Source organism: Pseudomonas sp. FYR_5 (genome assembly GCF_043106315.1).
Taxonomy (GTDB): Bacteria; Pseudomonadota; Gammaproteobacteria; order Pseudomonadales; family Pseudomonadaceae; genus Aquipseudomonas; species Aquipseudomonas putida_Y.
On record NZ_JBICMK010000087.1, the window covers coordinates 85,178 to 106,127 of the forward strand.

22 protein-coding genes are annotated in these 20,950 nt (G+C 61.9%); 15 read left to right on the plus strand and 7 right to left on the minus strand.

Annotated elements, in window-relative coordinates; genetic code table 11:
• Nucleotides 1-13 precede the first annotated feature (13 nt).
• From ACF8RA_RS15360 to hisC, 10 genes are all read left to right on the plus strand, one after another.
• Nucleotides 14-823, plus strand: coding sequence for an ATP-binding cassette domain-containing protein (locus tag ACF8RA_RS15360; protein ID WP_003255127.1), 810 nt, complete (start codon nt 14-16; stop codon nt 821-823).
• Complete coding sequence (gene mlaE, locus ACF8RA_RS15365) at nt 823-1,620, plus strand: lipid asymmetry maintenance ABC transporter permease subunit MlaE (protein ID WP_003255125.1); 798 nt, start codon at nt 823-825, stop codon at nt 1,618-1,620. Before ACF8RA_RS15360 ends, mlaE begins: the two co-directional genes overlap by 1 nt.
• Entirely contained in the window at nt 1,620-2,105 is a 486-nt protein-coding gene (mlaD, locus tag ACF8RA_RS15370; protein WP_176683740.1) for an outer membrane lipid asymmetry maintenance protein MlaD, read from the plus strand. Before mlaE ends, mlaD begins: the two co-directional genes overlap by 1 nt.
• A gap of 9 nt (nt 2,106-2,114) precedes the next feature.
• A complete protein-coding gene (locus ACF8RA_RS15375) occupies nt 2,115-2,762 on the plus strand; it encodes a phospholipid-binding protein MlaC (RefSeq protein ID WP_176683739.1) in 648 nt (215 codons plus the stop codon).
• Nucleotides 2,759-3,061, plus strand: a complete 303-nt coding sequence (locus ACF8RA_RS15380; RefSeq protein WP_176683738.1) for a lipid asymmetry maintenance protein MlaB — start codon at nt 2,759-2,761, stop codon at nt 3,059-3,061. The genes ACF8RA_RS15375 and ACF8RA_RS15380 overlap by 4 nt, the downstream gene beginning before the upstream one ends.
• Nucleotides 3,062-3,178: 117 nt before the next feature.
• Nucleotides 3,179-3,418 (plus strand): BolA family protein, encoded by a 240-nt coding sequence (locus tag ACF8RA_RS15385; protein WP_003255121.1) that lies wholly within the window; start codon nt 3,179-3,181, stop codon nt 3,416-3,418.
• Nucleotides 3,419-3,441: 23 nt separating this feature from the next.
• Nucleotides 3,442-4,707, plus strand: coding sequence for a UDP-N-acetylglucosamine 1-carboxyvinyltransferase (gene murA, locus ACF8RA_RS15390; protein ID WP_176683737.1), 1,266 nt, complete (start codon nt 3,442-3,444; stop codon nt 4,705-4,707).
• 91 nt (nt 4,708-4,798) lie between these two features.
• Complete coding sequence (hisG, locus tag ACF8RA_RS15395; protein WP_176683736.1) at nt 4,799-5,434, plus strand: ATP phosphoribosyltransferase; 636 nt, start codon at nt 4,799-4,801, stop codon at nt 5,432-5,434.
• Between the two features lie 294 nt (nt 5,435-5,728).
• Nucleotides 5,729-7,054: a histidinol dehydrogenase gene (hisD, locus tag ACF8RA_RS15400; RefSeq protein ID WP_176683735.1), complete on the plus strand. Its 1,326-nt coding sequence runs from the start codon at nt 5,729-5,731 to the stop codon at nt 7,052-7,054.
• A 2-nt stretch (nt 7,055-7,056) separates the two neighbouring features.
• Nucleotides 7,057-8,103 (plus strand): histidinol-phosphate transaminase, encoded by a 1,047-nt coding sequence (gene hisC, locus ACF8RA_RS15405; protein ID WP_176683734.1) that lies wholly within the window; start codon nt 7,057-7,059, stop codon nt 8,101-8,103.
• 407 nt (nt 8,104-8,510) lie between these two features.
• Here hisC and ACF8RA_RS15410 read toward each other — a convergent pair whose 3' ends face one another.
• Nucleotides 8,511-9,695 (minus strand): alkaline phosphatase family protein, encoded by a 1,185-nt coding sequence (locus ACF8RA_RS15410; protein ID WP_392487587.1) that lies wholly within the window; start codon nt 9,693-9,695, stop codon nt 8,511-8,513.
• A gap of 139 nt (nt 9,696-9,834) precedes the next feature.
• Here ACF8RA_RS15410 and ACF8RA_RS15415 point away from each other — a divergent pair, with 139 nt between their 5' ends.
• From ACF8RA_RS15415 to ACF8RA_RS15430, 4 genes are all read left to right on the plus strand, one after another.
• Nucleotides 9,835-10,485: a FadR/GntR family transcriptional regulator gene (locus ACF8RA_RS15415; protein WP_176683732.1), complete on the plus strand. Its 651-nt coding sequence runs from the start codon at nt 9,835-9,837 to the stop codon at nt 10,483-10,485.
• Nucleotides 10,486-10,498: 13 nt separating this feature from the next.
• Complete coding sequence (locus ACF8RA_RS15420; protein ID WP_392519325.1) at nt 10,499-11,779, plus strand: CynX/NimT family MFS transporter; 1,281 nt, start codon at nt 10,499-10,501, stop codon at nt 11,777-11,779.
• Between the two features lie 108 nt (nt 11,780-11,887).
• A complete protein-coding gene (locus ACF8RA_RS15425) occupies nt 11,888-12,364 on the plus strand; it encodes a nuclear transport factor 2 family protein (protein WP_176683730.1) in 477 nt (158 codons plus the stop codon).
• Nucleotides 12,357-12,698: a GIY-YIG nuclease family protein gene (locus tag ACF8RA_RS15430; RefSeq protein ID WP_176683729.1), complete on the plus strand. Its 342-nt coding sequence runs from the start codon at nt 12,357-12,359 to the stop codon at nt 12,696-12,698. The genes ACF8RA_RS15425 and ACF8RA_RS15430 overlap by 8 nt, the downstream gene beginning before the upstream one ends.
• Here the strand turns inward: ACF8RA_RS15430 and yejK are convergent.
• Nucleotides 12,646-13,653, minus strand: a complete 1,008-nt coding sequence (gene yejK / locus ACF8RA_RS15435; RefSeq protein WP_021781869.1) for a nucleoid-associated protein YejK — start codon at nt 13,651-13,653, stop codon at nt 12,646-12,648. The two genes, ACF8RA_RS15430 and yejK, sit on opposite strands and share 53 nt — an antisense overlap.
• A 370-nt stretch (nt 13,654-14,023) precedes the next feature.
• On the opposite strand from yejK, the gene ACF8RA_RS15440 reads away from it, so the two are divergent.
• On the plus strand, nt 14,024-14,305 hold the full coding sequence (locus tag ACF8RA_RS15440) for an HU family DNA-binding protein (protein WP_003255106.1): 282 nt from the start codon (nt 14,024-14,026) through the stop codon (nt 14,303-14,305).
• Between the two features lie 47 nt (nt 14,306-14,352).
• Here ACF8RA_RS15440 and rlmF read toward each other — a convergent pair whose 3' ends face one another.
• From rlmF to ACF8RA_RS15465, 5 genes are all read right to left on the minus strand, one after another.
• Nucleotides 14,353-15,306 (minus strand): 23S rRNA (adenine(1618)-N(6))-methyltransferase RlmF, encoded by a 954-nt coding sequence (rlmF, locus tag ACF8RA_RS15445; RefSeq protein WP_176683728.1) that lies wholly within the window; start codon nt 15,304-15,306, stop codon nt 14,353-14,355.
• A gap of 178 nt (nt 15,307-15,484) precedes the next feature.
• Nucleotides 15,485-18,331, minus strand: a complete 2,847-nt coding sequence (locus ACF8RA_RS15450; RefSeq protein ID WP_176683727.1) for a valine--tRNA ligase — start codon at nt 18,329-18,331, stop codon at nt 15,485-15,487.
• Nucleotides 18,332-18,511: 180 nt separating this feature from the next.
• A complete protein-coding gene (locus tag ACF8RA_RS15455; protein WP_209967819.1) occupies nt 18,512-18,877 on the minus strand; it encodes a DNA polymerase III subunit chi in 366 nt (121 codons plus the stop codon).
• A gap of 5 nt (nt 18,878-18,882) precedes the next feature.
• Nucleotides 18,883-19,311 (minus strand): DNA polymerase III subunit chi, encoded by a 429-nt coding sequence (locus ACF8RA_RS15460; RefSeq protein WP_176683725.1) that lies wholly within the window; start codon nt 19,309-19,311, stop codon nt 18,883-18,885.
• Nucleotides 19,312-19,361: 50 nt separating this feature from the next.
• The gene (locus ACF8RA_RS15465) at nt 19,362-20,855 is read right to left on the minus strand and encodes a leucyl aminopeptidase (protein WP_392519327.1); all 1,494 of its coding nucleotides are present in this window, start codon (nt 20,853-20,855) and stop codon (nt 19,362-19,364) included.
• Nucleotides 20,856-20,950: the final 95 nt, after the last annotated feature.

Sequence of the window (20,950 nt, forward strand, 5' to 3'; positions counted from 1 at the left end):
GCAAGGAGTCTAGATGAGTGTGGATAGCGCCTACGCGGTCGAGTTGAAGGGTGTGACCTTCAAACGCGGTTCGCGCAGCATTTTCAGCAACGTCGACATCAGCATCCCGCGCGGCAAGGTCACCGGCATCATGGGGCCATCGGGTTGCGGCAAGACCACGTTGCTCCGCCTGATGGGCGCGCAGTTGCGCCCCGCGAGCGGTGAGGTATGGGTTGCCGGGCAGAACCTGCCGACGCTGTCGCGCAGCGACCTGTTCGACGCCCGCAAGCAGATGGGCGTGCTGTTTCAGAGCGGCGCGTTGTTCACCGACCTCGATGTGTTCGAGAACGTTGCGTTCCCGCTGCGCGTGCATACTCAGCTGTCGGACGAGATGATCCGTGACATCGTGTTGATGAAGCTGCAGGCCGTGGGCCTGCGCGGTGCCATCGACCTGATGCCCGACGAGCTGTCCGGTGGCATGAAGCGCCGTGTGGCACTGGCCCGGGCGATTGCCCTGGACCCGCAGATCCTCATGTACGACGAACCGTTCGTCGGCCAGGACCCGATCGCCATGGGGGTACTGGTGCGCCTGATTCGCTTGCTCAACGATGCTTTGGGCATCACCAGTATCGTGGTTTCCCATGACCTGGCAGAAACCGCCAGCATCGCCGATTACATCTACGTGGTAGGTGACGGTCAGGTGCTGGGCCAGGGGACGCCTGATGAGCTGATGGGCTCGGACAATCCACGGATCCGCCAATTCATGAAAGGCGATCCGGACGGCCCGGTTCCCTTCCACTTTCCCGCGCCTGACTACCGCGCCGACCTGCTGGGGGCGCGTTGATGCGCAGAAAATCCTTACTCGAACGTGTCCGCCTGCTGGGCCGCTCGGCAATCGACGTGCTGGCCGTGCTCGGGCGTTCGTGCCTGTTCCTGTTCCATGCGCTGGTCGGTCGCGGTGGCATTGGCGGCGGTTTCCAGCTGCTGACCAAGCAGTTGTACTCGGTCGGTGTGCTGTCGCTGGCGATCGTCGTCGTGTCCGGGGTGTTCATCGGCATGGTGCTGGCGCTGCAGGGCTACAGCATCCTGACCAAGTACGGCTCGGAGCAGGCGGTAGGGCAGATGGTCGCCCTGACCCTGCTGCGTGAACTTGGCCCGGTGGTAACGGCATTGCTGTTTGCCGGCCGTGCCGGTTCCGCGCTGACCGCTGAAATCGGCAACATGAAGTCTACCGAGCAGCTGTCGAGCCTGGAAATGATCGGTGTCGACCCGCTCAAGTACATCGTTGCACCACGCTTGTGGGCCGGTTTCATCTCGCTGCCGTTGCTGGCGCTGATCTTCAGCGTGGTCGGTATCTGGGGTGGTTCGTGGGTGGCGGTGGACTGGCTGGGCGTCTACGAGGGCTCGTTCTGGGCCAACATGCAGAACAGCGTTTCTTTCACTGACGACGTGCTCAACGGGCTGGTCAAGAGCCTGGTGTTTGCTTTCGTCTCGACCTGGATCGCCGTATTCCAGGGGTACGACTGTGAGCCCACCTCAGAAGGGATCAGCCGTGCAACCACCAAGACCGTGGTCTATGCCTCGTTGGCAGTGCTGGGTCTGGACTTTATTCTGACCGCCTTGATGTTTGGAGATTTCTGATGCAAAACCGCACCCTGGAAATCGGTGTCGGCCTGTTCCTCCTGGCCGGGATCCTGGCGCTGCTGCTGCTGGCCCTGCGTGTCAGCGGGCTGTCGGCCAGCCCGAGCAGTGATACCTATAAAGTTTATGCTTACTTCGACAATATCGCCGGTTTGACGGTCAGAGCTAAAGTGACCATGGCCGGTGTGACCATCGGCAAGGTCACCGCCATCGATCTGGACCGTGATTCCTACACCGGTCGGGTGACGTTGCAGCTGGACAAGTCGGTCGATAACCTGCCGACCGACTCCACTGCCTCGATCCTGACCGCCGGTTTGCTTGGTGAGAAGTACATCGGCATCAGCGTTGGCGGTGAAGACGAAGTCCTCAAGGATGGTTCAACCATCCATGACACTCAGTCGGCACTGGTGCTGGAGGATCTGATTGGCAAGTTCCTGCTCAACTCTGTTGGCAAGGAACCGAAAGAAGCGCAACCGGCTAATTAAGGAGTATCCATGATTTCGATCCTGCGACGTGGCCTGCTAGTGCTACTGGCGGCCTTCCCCCTGCTGGCTCTGGCTGCGCAGACACCGCACGATGTGGTTCAGGGCACCACCAATGAACTGCTCGGCGACCTCAAGGCCAACAAGGAGCAGTACAAGTCCAACCCCAACGCCTTCTATGACTCACTCAACCGCATTCTCGGCCCGGTGGTGGATGCTGACGGTATCTCGCGCAGCATCATGACCGTGAAGTACTCGCGCAAGGCGACCCCGGAGCAGATGCAGCGCTTTCAGGAGAACTTCAAGCGCAGCCTGATGCAGTTCTATGGCAATGCCTTGCTCGAATACAACAACCAGGGCATCACTGTCGACCCGGCTAAAGCCGATGACGGCAAGCGCGCCAGCGTCGGCATGAAGGTTACCGGCAACAACGGTGCCGTTTACCCCGTGCAGTACACCCTGCAGAACATCGGCGGCGAGTGGAAGGTGCGTAACGTGATCGTCAACGGCATCAACATTGGCAAGCTGTTCCGTGACCAGTTCGCCGATGCCATGCAGCGCAACGGCAACGACCTGGACAAGACCATCGATGGCTGGGCAGGCGAAGTGGCCAAGGCCAAGCAGACGGCCGACAGCTCGCCAGAGAAGAGCGTCAAATGAGTGAGGCTGCTGTAAGCATGGCAGAGCCGGGCGTGCTACGTCTGACTGGCGTGCTGGATTACCGCAGCGGCCCGGCCTTGCGCAAGCAAGGCAAGGTGCTGATCGATGGCTCGCGCGAGCCGCGACTGGTGCTTGATTGCTCGGCTGTCGAGAAGTCTTCGAGTGTCGGCCTGTCGCTACTGCTTGGGTACATTCGTGATGCTCAGGCCACCGGCAAGGCGTGCGAGGTGCGTGGCATGCCCGACGACATGCGGGAAATTGCCGAGGTCTATGATCTCGATGAAGTGCTGGCAAGCTAATGGCCAGGCACGAATGATGGCCCCTCGGTCAGCGAAGCCTTCGTTGGGCTTCGCAGGCGAGGGGCTTTTTTGTATGATGGCCGACCCGTGCGCATCGGGCGCCGATTGAGGTTGAGCATGCAGGCCGTAGAAGTTAAAAGCTTCCTTGAAGAGAAATTGCCGGGTTCCCGGGTCGAAGTTGAAGGCGAAGGCTGCAACTTCCAGTTGAACGTGATCAGCGACGAGTTGGCTGGCCTGAGTCCGGTCAAACGCCAGCAGGCGATCTATGCTCACCTGAATCCGTGGATCGCCAATGGCAGCATCCATGCGGTAACCATGAAATTTTTCAGCAGCGCAGCCTGGGCTGAGCGCACCTGAGCCAACTTGGCGGCGAGACTCCAATGGACAAACTGATTATTACTGGCGGCGCTCGCCTTGACGGCGAGATCCGCATTTCGGGTGCGAAGAACGCAGCCCTGCCGATTCTGGCAGCGACTCTGCTGGCCGATGGCCCGGTCACCGTGGGCAACCTGCCGCACCTGCACGACATCACCACCATGATCGAGCTGTTCGGACGCATGGGCATCGAGCCTGTGATCGACGAAAAGCTGTCGGTGGAGATCGATCCACGCACCATCAAGACCCTGGTCGCGCCGTACGAGCTGGTCAAGACCATGCGCGCCTCGATCCTGGTGCTGGGCCCGATGGTTGCCCGTTTCGGCGAGGCCGAAGTGGCCCTGCCTGGCGGTTGCGCCATCGGCTCGCGCCCGGTCGATCTGCATATTCGTGGTCTTGAGGCCATGGGGGCGAAGATCGAAGTGGAAGGCGGCTACATCAAGGCCAAGGCGCCTGAAGGTGGCCTGCGCGGTGCGCACTTCTTCTTCGACACCGTCAGCGTGACCGGTACCGAGAACATCATGATGGCCGCTGCCTTGGCCAAGGGCCGCAGCGTGTTGCAGAACGCCGCGCGTGAGCCTGAAGTGGTCGACCTGGCCAACTTCATCAACGCCATGGGCGGGAACATTCAAGGTGCAGGTACCGACACCATCACCATCGATGGTGTCGAACGACTGGATTCGGCCAACTACCGCGTGATGCCGGACCGCATCGAGACCGGTACCTACCTGGTCGCCGCTGCCGTGACCGGTGGCCGTGTCAAGGTCAAGGACACCGACCCTACCATCCTTGAAGCCGTGCTGGAAAAACTCAAGGAAGCGGGTGCCGACATCACCACCGGCGAAGACTGGATCGAACTGGACATGCATGGCAAGCGGCCGAAAGCCGTCAACCTGCGTACCGCCCCGTACCCGGCGTTCCCGACCGACATGCAGGCGCAGTTCATCTCGCTGAATGCCATTGCCGAAGGCACTGGCGCGGTGATCGAGACCATCTTCGAAAACCGCTTCATGCACGTTTACGAAATGCACCGCATGGGCGCGCAGATCCAGGTCGAAGGCAACACTGCCATCGTCACTGGCGTCAAGGCGCTGAAGGGTGCCCCGGTCATGGCCACCGACCTGCGTGCTTCCGCCAGCCTGGTGCTGTCGGCGCTGGTTGCCGAAGGCGATACCCTGATCGATCGCATCTACCACATCGACCGTGGTTACGAGTGCATCGAGGAAAAACTGCAGATGCTCGGCGCGAAAATCCGCCGCGTACCGGGCTAATGCCCCGCGGGTGCAAGGACGCACCTTTTGAATTGAATGCGGCCAGGTCGATGACCTGGCCGGCAGCAGCCGCTTAAGGACCGACGTTCCAATGTTGACCATCGCGCTTTCCAAAGGCCGTATTCTCGACGATACCTTGCCGTTGCTGGCCGAGGCTGGCATCGTGCCGACCGAAAACCCGGACAAGAGCCGCAAGCTGATCATCCCTACCACGCAGGACGACGTGCGTCTGCTGATCGTGCGTGCCACCGACGTGCCGACCTATGTCGAGCATGGTGCCGCCGACCTGGGTGTGGCCGGCAAGGACGTGCTGATGGAGTACGGCGGCCAGGGCCTGTATGAGCCCCTGGACCTGCAGATTGCCCAATGCAAGCTGATGACCGCGGGCGTAGTCGGCGCAGCCGAGCCCAAGGGGCGCCTGCGCGTGGCCACCAAGTTTGTCAACGTAGCCAAGCGTTACTACGCCGAACAAGGTCGCCAGGTCGACATTATCAAGCTGTATGGCTCGATGGAGCTTGCACCGCTGATCAACCTTGCCGACAAGATCATCGACGTGGTCGACACCGGCAACACCCTGCGTGCCAACGGCCTGGAGCCCCAGGAGCTGATCGCCACGATCAGCTCGCGCCTGGTGGTCAACAAAGCCTCCATGAAAATGCAGCACGCCCGTATCCAGAGTCTGATCGAGACGCTGCGCGAAGCGGTCGAATCGCGACACCGCGGCTAACGCTCTACTTGCTGCGCGCGGCCTTCGCTGTCGCGCCCGTCTATCCGCGTCATAGCCATTTTTCTCGGGTGCCCGCGCGGATGGACTGGTAGCTTGGGATTGTGCGAAAAGTCGCCGAGCGGCGATCATGCAAGAACGAAAACAGGCGAGGAACGGCCGGGGTCGCGCCCGACTTTGCTGGTTGCAAATGAGCATTCCGAGCCTGTTTTTAACGTAGCATGGTCGTCGCGCAGGCACTTTTCGCCCAACCCCCTAGGGCGCCTGAGCATTCGCTATTATTACGAGGCCCTCGCCATGACCGTGTCCACTGCAATTGCCCGTCTCAACGCTGCTGATCCGGATTTCGCCCGACATCTGGATCATCTGCTGAGCTGGGAAAGTGTGTCCGATGACGCGGTCAATCAGCGCGTGCTCGACATCATCAAGGCCGTGCGCGAACGCGGCGATGCGGCACTGGTGGAATTCACCCAGCGTTTCGATGGCGTTGATGCCAAGTCGATTGACGACCTGATCCTTGATCGCGCGCGCCTGGAACTGGCGCTGACCCGTATCACCCCCGTCCAGCGTGAAGCCCTGGAAAAGGCCGCCAACCGTGTGCGCATCTATCACGAGCGGCAGAAGCAGGATTCCTGGCAGTACACCGAGGCCGACGGCACCGTGCTCGGCCAGAAGGTCACCCCGCTGGACCGTGCTGGCCTGTATGTGCCGGGCGGCAAGGCGTCGTACCCGTCGTCGGTGCTGATGAACGCCATCCCGGCCAAGGTTGCCGGCGTGGCTGAAGTGGTGATGGTGGTACCGACCCCGCGGGGTGAGGTCAACGAGCTGGTGCTGGCGGCTGCCTGCATCGCCGGTGTCGACCGGGTGTTCACCGTCGGCGGTGCCCAGGCCGTGGCTGCGCTGGCCTACGGCACTGAAAGCGTGCCGCAGGTGGACAAGATCGTCGGCCCGGGCAACATCTACGTTGCCACCGCCAAGCGCCACGTGTTCGGCCAGGTAGGCATCGACATGATCGCCGGCCCCTCGGAAATTCTCGTGGTGTGCGACGGCCAGACCGACCCGGACTGGATCGCAATGGACCTGTTCTCCCAGGCCGAGCACGACGAAGACGCCCAGGCCATCCTGGTCAGCCCGGATGCCGCCTTCCTCGATCGCGTGGCCGCCAGCATCGACAAGCTGATGCCGACCATGGAGCGTGCCGATATCATCGAGAAGTCGATCAATGGCCGTGGTGCGCTGATCCAGGTGCGAGACATGCAGCAGGCCATGGAAGTGGCCAACCGCATCGCACCGGAGCACCTGGAGCTGTCGGTGGCCGACCCGCAAGCCTGGCTGCCACACATTCGCCACGCTGGCGCGATCTTCATGGGCCGCCACACCAGCGAAGCGCTGGGCGATTACTGCGCTGGCCCTAACCACGTGCTGCCCACTTCAGGTACCGCGCGTTTTTCGTCGCCGCTGGGGGTGTATGACTTCCAGAAGCGTTCGTCGATCATCTTCTGCTCCGAGCAGGGCGCGTCCGAGCTGGGTCACACTGCCTCGGTCCTGGCCCGTGGCGAGTCGCTTACTGCCCACGCCCGTAGTGCCGAATACCGTATCCTGACCCAAGACAAGGGGAACTGAGCATGAGTCGATTCTGGAGCCCCTTCGTCAAGGGCCTGGTGCCTTACGTGCCGGGCGAGCAACCCAAGCTGGCGCGCCTGGTCAAGCTGAACACCAACGAAAACCCCTATGGCCCGTCACCCAAGGCGCTGGAGGCCATGCGCGGCGAGCTTAACGATAACCTGCGCCTGTATCCGGACCCGAACGGTGACCGTCTCAAGCAAGCGGTGGCCGAGTACTACGGCGTGACGCCGGCGCAAGTGTTTGTCGGCAACGGCTCGGACGAGGTGCTGGCGCACATCTTCCATGGCCTGTTCCAGCACGATGCGCCCCTGCTGTTCCCGGACATCAGCTACAGCTTCTACCCGGTCTACTGCGGGCTGTACGGCATTGCCTTCGAACAGGTGGCGCTGGATGAGCAGTTCCAGATCCGCATCGAGGACTACAAAAAGCCCAACGCTGGCATCATCTTCCCCAACCCCAACGCGCCGACCGGTTGCCTGATGCCGTTGCAGGTGGTGGAGCAGTTGCTGCAGGCCAACCGTGATTCGGTGGTGGTTGTGGATGAGGCCTACATCGATTTCGGTGGTGAAACGGCGATCAGCCTGGTGGACCGCTACGATAACCTGCTGGTTACCCAGACGCTGTCGAAGTCGCGCTCGCTGGCGGGTCTGCGAGTTGGCCTGGCGGTAGGGCACCCGGACCTGATCGAAGCGCTGGAGCGGATCAAGAACAGCTTCAACTCCTATCCGCTGGACCGTGCAGCTATCGTCGGCGCGGCGGTGGCGTTCGAAGACCGTGAGTATTTCGAGGAAACCTGCCGCAAGGTGATAGACAGCCGCGAGGAACTGGTCGGGCAGTTGCAGGCCAAGGGCTTTGAGGTGCTGCCGTCGGCTGCCAACTTCATCTTCGCCCGCCACCCCCAGCAGGATGCTGGCGAGCTGGCGGCACGCTTGCGCGAGCAGGGCGTGATCGTGCGGCACTTCAAGCAGCCGCGTATTGCCCAGTTCCTGCGGATCACCATCGGTACGCCGGAAATGAACCAGGCACTGCTGGATGCGTTGAACTGACGTGTAGGAGCGGGTTTACCCGCGAATACGGTAGCGGCGGCAGCGGCGAACGGTCGGTTGAAATTGGCCAGCAGGCCCGGCCCATTCGCGGGTGAACCCGCTCCTACAACAGCCTGTGCGCGTCCATCGTAGGAGCGGGTTTACCCGCGAATACGGTAGCGGCGGCAGCGGCGAACGGCCGGAGGAAATTGGCCAGCAGGCCCGGCCCATTCGCGGGTGAACCCGCTCCTACAACAGCCTGTGCGCGTCCAATGTAGGAGCGGGTTCACCCGCGAATACGGTGACGGCTGCGACGGTGAATGACCGGGGATATTGGCCAGCAGGTCCGGCCCTTTCGCGGGTGAACCCGCTCCTACGGGGATCGCGCAAGCCCTTGAGAAGCGACAGAACAGTTGCTTCGCAAGGGCTTAATAGCGGCGGTCTTCGATCAAAAACGGCTTGGCTGCCGGCCTGTTGCGCACCGCCGACGGTGTACCATCAAGCACCAGTACATAATCGTTCTGCTTGTCCATCCCTTCCGGATCGGTCCATTGCTCGTCTCTGGCCGCAACCTGGGCAACCACATGGCCGTTCTTGATAATGGTCAGATAGCCATTGGCGCTGCTATTCCAGCGTAGCCGTCCTTTGTTTTCGTCGGCCCGCGCCTTGCGTACGCCGGTATCACCCAGTAAAGGCGTGCCGTCCAATAGCCATTCCGGCTGCAGCTTGAGGCCCATGTGGCGCAGCACCGTAGGCGCTACCGAGGTCTGCGCGGGTAGCCCGTACAGGTTGCCGGGTCCAGGCATCTCCACGGGAATGCTCAGCTCGGTCAGCTCCTCATTCAACGGCTTGTTGCTGGCGATGAAAATACGCTTTTCCTGCTCCGAAGCACCACCATGGCCTTTCCCCCAATAATCGCGGCCATGGTTGGTACTGACGATTACCAGCCAGTCTTCCTGCGGGAACATGCGACGCCGCTGGTCTACCTTGTCCAACAGCCGTCCGATCTCGCTGTCGGCCTTGCGCAACGCCTGCGCATAGCGCTCACCATAACCCCTGTGATGGCCGATCTGGTCAGGTTCGTCCAGTTGAATGAACGTGAAATCAGCAGGTGTGTCGTCGAGGATCTGCAACGTACGCTCAATCACCTGTTCATCTGGCAAACCACTTTCGCGTACATCGGCGTCATGGGCGTCCTCCAGCAGAAATGCCGTGTTGATGGGCGACCCGTTGACGATGCTGGAGAGGTAGGCATTGGGGTAGGCCAGGCGTAGCCGCTTGAACAGGCTCGGAAACGCCGGGTTTACCCGTTGCGAGTCGTCGTCCGATTTAACGCCATGCTTGTTGCTCCATACCCCGGTCAGCAAAGTGATCCAGCCTGGACCGCTCAAGGTGGGTTGCTCGCTGGATTTACCATTGACCCCCCCGGCGTAAGCCTTGCCGTAGTGCAGACGCTGTTTCAGGTTGGTCGCATCGCCCAGTTGCAGGTATTGCTGCAACTGTACGCCGTCAAGGCCGATGAGCAGGGTTTTAGGGCGGCTCGGGTGCCGGGCCGTGTCACAGCCTGGCTGCAGGGTCAGGAACAGCAGTAACAGCAAACTCGCCAGTCGCATGTTGGCGCATCCTTGAAAGCACGCAACGAGCGTTGCAACAAAGTGGCATGCCCACAACTGGCAGAAATACCAGGTGGTTTACGTTTTTGCCTGCAATCCAGTAAGCTGCACCAATTCGTCGGATGATTGGTTGAGTGGCATGAATACAGAGCTGACCAAGCGCTCCCTGGTGGAGTTGGCCGTAGAGCGCATGCGCGAATGCATCGTGCTGGGCGATTGGCAGGTCGGTCAGCGCCTGCCTACCGAGCCAGAGCTTGCCTTGCAACTGGGCATCAGCCGCAACACCGTGCGTGAGGCCATGCGCGTGCTGGCGTTCAGTGGCCTGGTGGAAATTCGCCAGGGCGACGGCAGCTACCTGCGCACTGCCCAGGACCCGCTGCAGGCGGTGCATGCGATGTCCCGGTGTACGCCCGATCAGGCCCGTGAAACCCGCCATATCCTCGAGGCGGAGGCCGTCGGTCTGGCAGCTTTGCGCCGTACCGATGCCGACCTGCAAGCGCTACGGGATGCTCTGGAAGGCAGTGCCGGGCATTTTCACGGCGATGTCGATGCCTATGTGGCCTGCGACCTGGTGTTCCACCAGCGGCTGGTCGATGCCGCCCACAACCCGGCATTAAGCGAGTTGTACCGTTACTTTTCCGGGGTCGTGGCTGCCGCTCTGCAACACAATATGGCGACCGTTCCGCGCTGCCAGGCTACGTTCGACTTGCATGGGCAGATCCTCGACGCCATCGAGCAGCATGACGCTGAACGGGCCAAGCGCCTGAGCCGTACCCTCATTGAATCCTGACACCGAGAAGGCCATGGCTGAATCCATCACCCGTAATACCCCGTCGGACGAGCGGGATCTCGATGAGCTGCTGATCGACGCTGAAGCTGACGACGAGCAGGTCCAGCAGCAGGCTGTGGTGCTGCGGCGGCCCTGGCTGTTGCTGTTGGGCCTGGTGCTGGTGGCCCTGAACCTGCGCCCGGCATTGTCAAGCATGGCGCCGGTGCTGGGCCAAGTATCTGAAGGCCTGGGGCTGAATGCTTCGCAGGCTGGATTGCTGACCACCTTGCCGGTGCTCTGCCTGGGCCTGTTTGCTCCCTTGGCGCCGGTGCTGGCGCGGCGCTTTGGCAGCGAGCGGGTGATTCTTGGCATCCTCGTCACCCTGGCACTTGGCCTCGTGGTACGAAGCACCTTTGGGGCTATTGGGGTGTTCCTCGGCAGCCTGATGGCGGGGGCCAGCATCGGCATTATCGGCGTGTTGTTGCCGGGTATCGTCAAGCGCGACTTTCCGCAGCACGCTGGCACGCTGACCGGCGTCTATACCATGGCATTATGCCTGGGCGCTGCCATGGCCGCGGGTGCCACCGTACCTTTGGCCCAGCATTTCGACGGCAGCTGGGCACTAGGGTTGGGCTTCTGGGTGCTGCCGGCCTTGCTGGCCATGCTGGTGTGGCTGCCACAGGCCCGCCAGGGGCATGGTCTGCACAAGGTGGCCTATCGCGTGCGAGGCCTGTGGCGTGATCCATTGGCCTGGCAGGTGACCCTGTACATGGGCCTGCAGTCATCACTGGCTTACATCGTGTTCGGTTGGTTGCCATCGATCCTGATCGGCCGCGGCCTCAGCCCGACCGAGGCAGGGCTGGTGCTGTCAGGGTCGGTAATCGTGCAGTTGATCAGCTCGCTCAGCGCCCCCTGGCTGGCCACCCGCGGCAAGGACCAGCGGCTGGCGATCGTGGTGGTCATGGCCGGTACGCTGGCGGGGCTGTTCGGTTGCCTGTATGCGCCACTTTCCGGACTGTGGGGGTGGGCCATTGTGCTGGGCCTGGGGCAGGGCGGTACCTTTGCCCTGGCGCTGACCTTGATCGTGCTGCGCTCGAAGGATGCCCACGTGGCGGCGAACTTGTCGAGCATGGCCCAAGGGGTGGGTTATACCCTGGCTTCGATGGGGCCATTTGCGGTGGGCCTGGTGCATGACCTGACTGGCGGCTGGGCGGCCCTGGGCTGGATTTTTGCGGTGCTGGGCGTCGGCGCCATCGTGTTCGGTCTGGGGGCCGGGCGGGCGCTGCATGTGCAGGTGACCAGCGAGAAAGTCTGAGGCCTGTTTTGCAGTACCGTCCTCTTACCCGCCAAGAGGACGGTACTGGCATAAGCCATCGGGGCAGATTATCGTGCAGCTTTCGAACCTAGGACGGACCAGCCCCCCATGAGCGATGCCAACCGCGCCCTGATCACCCGTTTCTACCAGGCTTTCCAGCGCCTGGATGCCGACGCCATGCTGGCCTGCTACAGCAACGATATCGTTTTCAGCGACCCGGTGTTCGGCACCCTGCGCGGCAAGGACGCAGGCGATATGTGGCGGATGCTCACTACTCGCGCCAAGGACTTCACCCTGACATTCGACAGCATACGCGCAGATGAGCACAGTGGCAGCGCGCACTGGGTGGCTACCTACCTGTTCAGCCAGACCGGGCGTATTGTGGTCAACGATATCCAGGCACGCTTTGTCATTCGTGATGGGCTGATTTGCCAGCATGACGACACCTTTGACCTGTGGCGCTGGTCGCGGCAAGCGTTGGGTATTCCTGGAATGCTGCTGGGGTGGTCGCCGCTGATGCAGAACAAGGTCCGCCTGCAGGCATTCAAGGGGTTGCGCGCATTCCAGCAGGCCCAGGGTGAGTGAAGTCGTCGAACCTGCTGTTGGTAAGCCCTGGTTCGTTTATCTGGTAAGGGCAGCCAATGGCTCGTTGTATTGCGGCATCAGCGATGACCCGCAGCGTCGGTTCGCCGCGCATCAGAAAGGGCAGGGCGCCCGCTATTTCAAGACCAGCCCGGCCCAGGCACTGGTCTATGTGGAGCAGTGGCCGGACAAGAGCGCGGCGCTGCGCCAGGAGCGGTTGGTGAAACGGCTGCGCAAGTCGGCGAAGGAGGCACTGGTGGCCTCCTTTGGCGGCTTGGGGGATATCAGTCCTTGCGGCGCTTCAGCTGATCCACCAACGTTGTTGGCAGCCCCTTGATGATCAAGGTCCCCGCCGCTTCGTCATACTCCACCTTGTCCCCCAGCAGATGCGCCTCGAAGCTGATCGACAGCCCCTCTGCACGCCCGGTGAAACGGCGGAACTGGTTGAGTGTGCGTTTGTCAGCAGGAATTTCCGGCGACAGGCCGTAGTCCTTGTTGCGGATGTGATCGTAGAACGCTTTGGGGCGATCCTCGTCGATCAGGCTGGACAGCTCTTCCAGCGTCACCGGCTCGCCCAGCTTGGTCTGGGTAGTGGCGTACTCGACCAGGGTCTGGGTCTTTTCGCGGGCAGATTCTTCCGGCAGGTCTTCACTTTCGACGAAATCGCTGAAGGCCTTGAGCAGGGTGCGGGTTTCGCCCGGGCCGTCGACGCCCTCCTGGCAGCCGATGAAGTCGCGGAAGTAGTCCGACACCTTCTTGCCGTTCTTGCCCTTGATGAACGAAATATACTGCCTGGAGTTCTGGTTGTTCTTCCACTCCGACAGGTTGATGCGTGCTGCCAGGTGCAGCTGGCCAAGGTCGAGGTGACGCGAAGGGGTCACGTCGAGCTCGGCATTCACCGCCACGCCTTCGCTATGGTGCAGCAGGGCGATCGCCAGGTACTCGGTCATGCCTTGCTGATAGTGGGCAAACAGGATGTGGCCGCCGGTGGACAGGTTGGACTCTTCCATCAGCTTCTGCAGGTGCTCGACAGCCACGCGGCTGAAGGCGGTGAAGTCCTTTTCTTCATCCAGGTACTGCTTCAGCCAGCCGCTCAGCGGGTAGGCCCCCGATTCGCCGTGGAAAAAGCCCCAGGCCTTGCCTTGCTTGGCGTTGTAGCTGTCATTGAGGTCGGCCAGCAGGTTTTCGATGGCATCGGAGGCAGCCAGTTCGGAGTCACGAGCATGCAGCACGGCGGGGCTGCCATCGGGCTTTTTGTCGATCAGGTGAACGATGCAATGACGGATTGGCATGGAATTCTCGGCGAGCTGCAAAAGTTGCCAAGTTTAACCTAGACCTGAGGTGATGCAGTGGCCGTATGTTGGCAGATATGTCTGTTGTTCGTTTTTTGTTCAATTTTGTGGTTTTTCAGCTGAAACCCCCGAAAAACCTGCATTTAATCAAAGTGCGAAGCGGATATTTATCCATTCCTGTGGTAGTTTTGCGCGGTCTTGCGCCCCTCGTGTGGCGCATTGCTGGCAGCACGCTTTCGCCGTGTCGAACCAAACGCCGATTTTCGTATCTACATACGCGATTGGCGCGGCCCTCCATTTCAAGGGGCTGGCCCGATAACGTCGTAGTTCGCTGCATAACCATCGAATTTGATAGGGAAGGAACACCACCATGGCATTGACCAAAGACCAACTGATTGCCGACATCGCCGAATCGATCGCCGCGCCAAAAGCCACCGCCAAGAATGCTCTGGAGCAACTGGGCCAGATCGTTGCCGACCAACTGGAAAACGGCGCTGAAATCACTCTGCCAGGCATCGGCAAGCTGAAAGTCTCCGAGCGTCCTGCCCGTACCGGCCGCAACCCTTCGACTGGCGCTGCCATCGAAATCGCTGCCAAGAAAGTCGTCAAGTTCGTTCCAGCCAAAGTGCTGACCGACGCCATCAACAAGTAATTGTTGTTTTGACGAAACCGCGCCCGGCTTGCCCGGGCGCGGTTTTTTCATGCCTGTGATTTACGCTGGGCGTGCCAGGTCTGGCGTGCGGCGTCGTCATGGAAGCTCCAGGCGACCATGCGGCTCTGTTTCTGTCCCTGGCCCATCTCAATGATGCGCACGGCCTTGGCGCCGGATTTCTTCAGTGCGGCTTCGATTCCTGGCAGGTTGCTGGCCTTGGACACCAGGCTGGTGAACCACAGCACCTGTTCGGCGTACTGCACGCTTTCGCCAACCAGCTGGGTGACAAAGCGGATTTCTCCGCCTTCGCACCACAGTTCATTGTTCTGGCCACCGAAGTTCAGCACCGGCAGCTTGCGTTTGGGGTCCTGCTTGCCGAGGTTCTTCCATTTGCGCTGGCTGCCGCGGGTGGCTTCGTCGCGTGAGGCATGGAAGGGCGGGTTGCACAGTGTCAGGTCGAAGCGTTCGCCCTCCTGCAGCAGGCCGCTGAGGATGTGCGCTCGGCTGGCCTGCTGGCGCAGGGAAATGGCTTTGCCCAGGCCATTGGCCTGGACGATAGCCTTGGCCGAGGCCAGAGCCACCGGGTCGATGTCTGAGCCGAGGAAGCGCCAGCGGTAGTCGCTGTGGCCCAGCAGTGGATAGATGCAGTTGGCCCCCACGCCGATGTCCAGCGCGCGCACTTGGGCGCCCCTTGGGACGTCGCCGGCATTGTCATCGGCCAACAGGTCGGCGGCTACGTGGATGTAGTCGGCACGGCCAGGAATGGGCGGGCACAGGTAATCGGCCGGGATGTCCCAGTGCTGGATGCCGTACTGGGCCTTGAGCAGTGCACGGTTGAACACGCGTACGGCTTCGGGGTTGGCAAAGTCGATGCTGGGCTTGCCGTGGGGGTTGGTGATGGTGAAACGGGCCAGATCAGGGTGGGCCTTGATCAGGCTGGGGAAGTCGTAGCGACCCTGGTGGCGGTTGCGCGGGTGCAGGGTGGGTTTGTTCGGGGTCATGGCAGTGTCCAGCCCTATACGAGCGGTGGCTTGAAGAACCTGGGGCTGCTATGCAGCCCTTTCGCGACACAAGGCCGCTCCCACAGGAGGGTGGCGCCTTGAGGGTTGGCGCCGTCCTGTGGGAGCGGCCTTGTGTCGCGAAAGGGCCGTGCAGCGGCCCCAACGGTCTCTCTAGTGATTACAGCGCAGCAATCCGCGCATGCTGCTCGGTGAAGTTGGCCAGGGCCTGTTCAGACTCGGCCAGCTTGGCGCGTTCTTTCTCGATCACGGCAGGCGGGGCCTTGTCGACGAAGGCTGCGTTGGACAGCTTGCCGCCAACACGTTGCACTTCACCTTGCAGACGCTGGATTTCCTTGTTCAGGCGCGCCAGCTCGGCATCCTTGTCGATCAGCCCGGCCATTGGCACCAGCACTTGCAGGTCACCTACCAGGGCGGTGGCCGACAGCGGCGCTTCGTCGGCATCACCCAGTACGGTGAACGACTCGACCTTGGCGAGCTTCTTCAGCAGCGCTTCGTTTTCCTGCAGGCGGCGCTGGTCGTCGGCGTTGGCGTTCTTCAGGAACAGCGGCAGCGGCTTGCCGGGGCCGATGTTCATTTCGGCGCGGATATTGCGCAGGCCGACCATCAACTCTTTCAGCCACTCGATGTCGCCTTCGGCAGCGGCGTCAATGCGTGCTTCGTTGGCCACTGGCCATGGCTGCAGCATGATGGTCTTGCCGTCGATGCCGGCCAGCGGCGCGATGCGCTGCCAGATTTCTTCGGTGATGAACGGCATGAACGGATGCGCAAGACGCAGTGCCACTTCCAGTACGCGCACCAGGGTGCGGCGAGTGCCGCGGGCGCGCTCTACCGGGGCGTTTTCGTCCCACAGTACCGGTTTGGACAGCTCCAGGTACCAGTCGCAGTACTGGTTCCAGATGAACTCGTACAGCGCCTGGCTGGCCAGGTCGAAGCGGAACTGCTCCAGCTGGCGGGTTACTTCGGCTTCGGTACGCTGAAGCTGCGAGATGATCCAGCGGTCGGCCAGCGACAGCTCGTAGGCTTCGCCGTTCTGGCCACAGTCTTCACCCTTGTCCAGCACGTAGCGGGCGGCGTTCCAGATCTTGTTGCAGAAGTTGCGATAGCCTTCGACGCGGCCCATGTCGAACTTGATGTCGCGGCCAGTCGAGGCCAGCGAGCAGAAGGTGAAGCGCAGGGCGTCGGTGCCGTAGCTGGCAATACCTTCGGGGAACTCGGCTTTGGTCTGCTTGGCGATCTTCTCGGCAAGCTTGGGCTGCATCATGCCGCTGGTGCGTTTTTCCAGCAGGGCGTCGAGGGTGATACCGTCGACGATGTCCAGCGGGTCCAGCACGTTACCCTTGGACTTGGACATCTTCTGGCCCTGGCCGTCACGTACCAGGCCGTGCACGTACACGGTCTTGAACGGTACCTGCGGGGTGCCGTCTTCGTTCTTGATCAGGTGCATGGTCAGCATGATCATGCGCGCAACCCAGAAGAAGATGATGTCGAAGCCAGTCACCAGCACGTCGGTGGAATGGAACTTCTTGAGGAATTCGGTCTGTTCCGGCCAGCCCAGGGTGGAGAACGTCCACAGGCCCGAGCTGAACCAGGTGTCGAGTACGTCGTCATCCTGGCGCAGGACCACGTCGGCGCCCAGCTTGTGCTTGGTGCGTACTTCTTCCTCGCTGCGGCCGACGTAGACCTGGCCAGCCTCGTCGTACCACGCCGGAATACGGTGGCCCCACCACAGCTGGCGGCTGATGCACCAGTCCTGGATATCACGCATCCAGGAGAAGTACATGTTCTCGTATTGCTTGGGCACGAACTGGATGCGGCCATCTTCCACGGCAGCGATGGCAGGTTCTGCCAGCGGCTTGGTGGAAACGTACCACTGGTCGGTCAGCCACGGCTCGATGACCGTGCCGGAGCGGTCGCCTTTCGGCACTTTCAGGGCGTGGTCGTCGATGCTGACCAGCAGGCCCTGGGCGTCCAGGTCGGCGACGATCTGCTTGCGCGCGACAAAGCGGTCAAGGTTGGCGTACTGGGCCGGCAGTTGGGTGTCGACCTGCTCGTTGACGCTGCCGTCGAGGTTGAAGGCCTGGGCGTTGGCCAGCACGAAGGCATTCTTGTCGAAGATGTTCAGCAGCGGCAGGTTGTGACGCTTGCCGACTTCGTAGTCGTTGAAGTCGTGGGCCGGGGTGATCTTCACGCAACCGGTACCGAACTCGGGGTCGCAATAGTCATCGGCGATGATCGGGATGCGGCGGCCGACCAATGGCAGCTCGACGAATTTGCCGATCAGTGCCTGGTAGCGTTCGTCGTTCGGGTTGACTGCCACGGCGGCGTCACCCAGCAGGGTTTCCGGACGCGTGGTGGCAACCACCAGGTAGTCCTGGCCTTCGGCGGTCTTGGCGCCGTCGGCCAGCGGGTAGCGCAGGTTCCACAGGTGGCCTTTCTCGTCGTGGTTTTCCACTTCGAGGTCGGAGATGGCTGTGTGCAGCTTGGTGTCCCAGTTGACCAGGCGCTTGCCGCGGTAGATAAGGCCGTCTTCATGCAGGCGCACGAACGCTTCTTTCACTGCTTCGGACAGGCCATCGTCCATGGTAAAGCGCTCGCGGCTCCAGTCTACCGACGAGCCCAGGCGGCGAATCTGGCGGCTGATGTTGCCACCGGACTGATCCTTCCATTCCCAGACCTTTTCCAGGAACTTTTCGCGGCCCAGGTCATGACGGTTCTGGCCTTTGGCTTCAAGTTGGCGCTCGACCAGCATCTGCGTGGCGATACCCGCGTGATCGGTGCCTGGCTGCCACAGGGTATCGCGGCCTTGCATGCGGCGGAAACGGATCAGGGCGTCCATGATCGCGTTGTTGAACCCGTGGCCCATGTGCAGGCTGCCGGTCACGTTCGGCGGCGGGATCATGATGGTGTAGGACTCGCCTGCACCTTGTGGAGCGAAATAGTTCTCGGACTCCCAGGTGTTGTACCAGGAAGTTTCGATTGCGTGCGGCTGGTAGGTCTTATCCATGCGCGGCGGGACCCTGTGCATTTATTCGGGAAAGCCGGGAAGTATAACCAAGCTGGGGGCCGCAGGCGACAAGCTGCTGACAACTGTCGGAACAGTGTCGCCTGCCTCGCGGGCAAAGCGCAGGCTTCGAACCTGTGGGAGCGGGCTTGCCCGCGAAGCAGGCGACACCGCTGCCCGGTTCTACTCGGAACGCTTGATCAGCCGCTCGATCCGCGCATCCAGCCGGCGCTTGATTTCGTTCTCGATATGCGGGGTGAAGTCGTTGATCACGTCTTGCATGATCATCTGCGCTGCGGCACGCAGCTCGCTTTCCAGGTGCAGCAGGGTGTCCTGGCGGCGGGCCTGCGGGTCGTCCTCGGGTTCGGCAGCGACCGGTTCGGCGGGCGCCGCGGGGGCGCTGGCGGTTTCGTCCAGCAGCAACGGAATCTGCTCTACCGTCTCGGTGAGCAGCGGCGGTTGCAGGTCGGCGTCGCCAAGCAGCTGACGGATCGACTCGAGGTCATCGAGCAGGTGGGCGGAATCGGGCAAAGGGGAGGGCTTGTCCATCGTCGTCAAAGTCGCTGTAAGCGGTGGTCTTGCAGAGCATAGCCCTGTTCACGGTAGAAACGGAATCGCTCTCGGGCTGATTGGCGGATAGCGGGCTCTTCAACGACGATTTCGGCCACCCGCTCGAACTGCCCGACAAAGCCCGGCACGCTGGCGCCGAGGTTGATCAGCAGACCACAGTGCTTACCTGCGTCGTCGGCCAGGCCCAGAACCACGCCAGTATCGGCATGCACCTCGGCCAGGTCGTGGGGCACGAAGGCCTCGCCCTTGAAGCGCCACAAACGTTGGTCCAGTTCACTGCGCTGTTCTGCATCCTGGCAGTGCAGATAGACCTGGTGGCCGAGGCGCCAGGCCTTTTCGCACAGCTTGCAGGCGAAATCGAGCCGCGCCGACAGCGAGTCGGTGGGCAAAATGTAGAAGTCGACTTTGCTCATGGTGGGAATCGCCGGCCGGTGGCGCGCAAGGCACCACCGGATTCACGGCGTCAGGCGCCAGCGCGGTCCAGCAGGTACTGGGTCAGCAGAGGTACCGGGCGGCCAGTGGCGCCTTTGTCCTTGCCGCCACTGACCCAGGCGGTACCGGCGATGTCCATGTGCGCCCAGTTGTAGGCTTTGGCGAAGCGCGACAGGAAGCAGCCAGCGGTGATCGTACCGGCCTTCGGCCCACCAATGTTGCCCATGTCGGCGAACGGGCTGTCCAGTTGTTCCTGGTATTCATCGAACAGCGGCAACTGCCAGGCACGGTCGTCGGCGCGCTTGCCGGCATCGAGCAACTGCCCGACCAGGTCGTCGTTGTTGCCCATCAGGCCGGAGGTGTGGCTGCCCAGGGCGACGATGCAGGCGCCGGTCAGGGTGGCGATGTCGATGACCGCCTGCGGTTTGAAGCGCTCGGCGTAGGTCAGGGTGTCGCACAGCACCAGGCGGCCTTCAGCATCGGTGTTGAGGATTTCCACGGTCTGGCCACTCATGGTGGTGACGATGTCACCCGGGCGGGTAGCACCGCCGCTTGGCATGTTCTCGGCGCAGGCCAGCAGGCACACAAGGTTGATCGGCAGTTGCAGTTCGAGCACTGCATGCAGGGTGCCGAACACACTGGCGGCGCCGCACATGTCGTACTTCATTTCGTCCATGCCGGCGCCTGGCTTGAGGCTGATGCCGCCGGTGTCGAAGGTAATGCCTTTACCCACCAGCACGAAAGGCTTTTCGGCCTTTTTGCCGCCCTGGTAATTGAGCACGATCAGGCGTGGTGGCTGGTCGCTGCCCTGACCCACGGCGTAGAACGCGCCCATGCCCAGGTCCTTGATCTTTTTCTCGTCCAGCACTTCAACCTTGAGGGCCTTGTGCGCCTTGCCCAGGTCTTTGGCCTGTTCGGCCAGGAAGCTTGGGTGGCAAAGGTTAGGCGGCAGGTTGCCAAGGTCGCGGGTGAAGGCCATGCCGCTGGCGATGGCGCTGGCATGCTTGACCGCGCGCTCGACTTCGGCCTGGCCGGCTTTGTCGGCCAGCAGGGTGACCTTTTTCAGCGCGCGCGGCTCGGCTTTCTGGCTCTTGAAGCGGTCGAACACATACTCGCCGTCCAGCAGGGTTTCGGCCAGCAGGCGGTACTTGCCGTAATGGGCGTCGCGGTTGCTGACCGCGATATCGTCCAGGGCCAGCACTGCGTCAGTGCCGTTCAGGCCCTTGAGCACGCCAGCGACACTGGTCACCAGTTTGCGCCAGGCGCGGTCGCCCATGGCTTCTTCCTTGCCGCTACCTACCAGCAGCACGCGCTCGGCCTTCAGGCCCGGGAGGTTCTGTAGCAGCAGGGTCTGGCCCGGCTTGCCGGCCAGGTCGCCGCGCTTGAGCACGGCGCTGATGGCACCTTCGCTGGCCAGGTCGGCAGCCTTGGCAACAGCGCCGAGCTTGCGGTTTTCCCCTACCGGAAGGACCAGGGTGGCGGTTTTTACGGATGCAGCAGCTACGCTTTTTACAACCAGTTCCATGACAGGATCCCCGAATGATCGATACGAATGGCGCTGTGTGTTCCAGCGCTCTGGACGGGCCTGGCCGCGTCGTCGCGCACCAGCGGAAAAGCTGC

Bases quoted from the DNA above. Each gene is read 5' to 3' on its own strand.
- hisG (WP_176683736.1), top strand. From the start codon at position 4,799: ATGTTGACCATCGCGCTTTCCAAAGGCCGTATTCTCGACGATACCTTG.
- mlaD (WP_176683740.1), top strand. From the start codon at position 1,620: ATGCAAAACCGCACCCTGGAAATCGGTGTCGGCCTGTTCCTCCTGGCC.
- ACF8RA_RS15425 (WP_176683730.1), top strand. From the start codon at position 11,888: ATGAGCGATGCCAACCGCGCCCTGATCACCCGTTTCTACCAGGCTTTC.
- hisC (WP_176683734.1), top strand. From the start codon at position 7,057: ATGAGTCGATTCTGGAGCCCCTTCGTCAAGGGCCTGGTGCCTTACGTG.
- ACF8RA_RS15380 (WP_176683738.1), top strand. From the start codon at position 2,759: ATGAGTGAGGCTGCTGTAAGCATGGCAGAGCCGGGCGTGCTACGTCTG.
- yejK (WP_021781869.1), bottom strand. From the start codon at position 13,653: ATGCCAATCCGTCATTGCATCGTTCACCTGATCGACAAAAAGCCCGAT.
- ACF8RA_RS15455 (WP_209967819.1), bottom strand. From the start codon at position 18,877: ATGGACAAGCCCTCCCCTTTGCCCGATTCCGCCCACCTGCTCGATGAC.
- ACF8RA_RS15440 (WP_003255106.1), top strand. From the start codon at position 14,024: ATGGCATTGACCAAAGACCAACTGATTGCCGACATCGCCGAATCGATC.
- ACF8RA_RS15410 (WP_392487587.1), bottom strand. From the start codon at position 9,695: ATGCGACTGGCGAGTTTGCTGTTACTGCTGTTCCTGACCCTGCAGCCA.
- rlmF (WP_176683728.1), bottom strand. From the start codon at position 15,306: ATGACCCCGAACAAACCCACCCTGCACCCGCGCAACCGCCACCAGGGT.
- ACF8RA_RS15385 (WP_003255121.1), top strand. From the start codon at position 3,179: ATGCAGGCCGTAGAAGTTAAAAGCTTCCTTGAAGAGAAATTGCCGGGT.
- mlaE (WP_003255125.1), top strand. From the start codon at position 823: ATGCGCAGAAAATCCTTACTCGAACGTGTCCGCCTGCTGGGCCGCTCG.
- ACF8RA_RS15415 (WP_176683732.1), top strand. From the start codon at position 9,835: ATGAATACAGAGCTGACCAAGCGCTCCCTGGTGGAGTTGGCCGTAGAG.
- ACF8RA_RS15375 (WP_176683739.1), top strand. From the start codon at position 2,115: ATGATTTCGATCCTGCGACGTGGCCTGCTAGTGCTACTGGCGGCCTTC.
- ACF8RA_RS15465 (WP_392519327.1), bottom strand. From the start codon at position 20,855: ATGGAACTGGTTGTAAAAAGCGTAGCTGCTGCATCCGTAAAAACCGCC.
- ACF8RA_RS15460 (WP_176683725.1), bottom strand. From the start codon at position 19,311: ATGAGCAAAGTCGACTTCTACATTTTGCCCACCGACTCGCTGTCGGCG.
- murA (WP_176683737.1), top strand. From the start codon at position 3,442: ATGGACAAACTGATTATTACTGGCGGCGCTCGCCTTGACGGCGAGATC.
- ACF8RA_RS15360 (WP_003255127.1), top strand. From the start codon at position 14: ATGAGTGTGGATAGCGCCTACGCGGTCGAGTTGAAGGGTGTGACCTTC.
- ACF8RA_RS15420 (WP_392519325.1), top strand. From the start codon at position 10,499: ATGGCTGAATCCATCACCCGTAATACCCCGTCGGACGAGCGGGATCTC.
- ACF8RA_RS15450 (WP_176683727.1), bottom strand. From the start codon at position 18,331: ATGGATAAGACCTACCAGCCGCACGCAATCGAAACTTCCTGGTACAAC.
- hisD (WP_176683735.1), top strand. From the start codon at position 5,729: ATGACCGTGTCCACTGCAATTGCCCGTCTCAACGCTGCTGATCCGGAT.